This is a genomic window from Cellulomonas sp. P4_H12 (genome assembly GCF_056400905.1).
Genome location: NZ_JBFUKJ010000133.1, coordinates 1 through 554 on the forward strand (window position 1 = coordinate 1; position 554 = coordinate 554).

General features: G+C 67.1%; 2 protein-coding genes. One reads left to right on the forward strand and one right to left on the reverse strand.

Going from position 1 to position 554, the window contains the following annotated elements; all coding sequences use genetic code 11:
* Positions 1-189, reverse strand: a 189-nt coding sequence (locus tag AC1DQC_RS20165) for a hypothetical protein (RefSeq protein ID WP_477053000.1), incomplete at its 3' end; no start/stop codon positions are given.
* A 139-nt stretch (positions 190-328) separates the two neighbouring features.
* Here AC1DQC_RS20165 and AC1DQC_RS20170 point away from each other — a divergent pair.
* Positions 329-554 (forward strand): hypothetical protein (locus AC1DQC_RS20170; RefSeq protein WP_477053001.1); only part of this gene is annotated, 226 nt, incomplete at its 3' end.

Consider the following 554-nt stretch of genomic DNA (forward strand, 5'->3'; position numbering starts at 1 on the left):
GCGCCGGATCGTCGGTGGCCTCAGCGCGGTGGCCATCGCCGCCGGGTTCGCGGTCACCGCCGGTGTCGGCATGGCTGGTGCGGCGCCGAGTTCGGTGTCCTGGGCCGACGGCAACAGCAACTTCACCCGGACCGTCAGCAACACGACGCCGGTCGAGGGCGAGATCGTCACGACCTCGATGAAGTTCATGCGGAAGGCTCTCACCGTCGTTGAGTACGTCCAGGCSGTCAAGGWCTTCCRCCCSKCGTGCMTGACRTACGTGGACGGCTCGGCGAAGGTCGACGGCTCTCCGCGTGGGCTCGAGAGCCAGGGGGCGGACTTTGCGCGGGTGACGGGCGACTGGGCGGTGTACCCGAACATCGAGCCGAAGTCGCACACGTTCGAGTTCTCGTACAAGGTCGGTGCGAACTGCGATCGTGACGTCGCGATGAACACGTGGACGGACTACTCCGGGTCGCTGGGTTCGGGTAGCTACCCGAACAAGGGCACGACCGTGACGGTGAGCAAGAACGTCACCACGACGGCGTTGGCGGCGGTGCCGGCGGGTGTGAAGG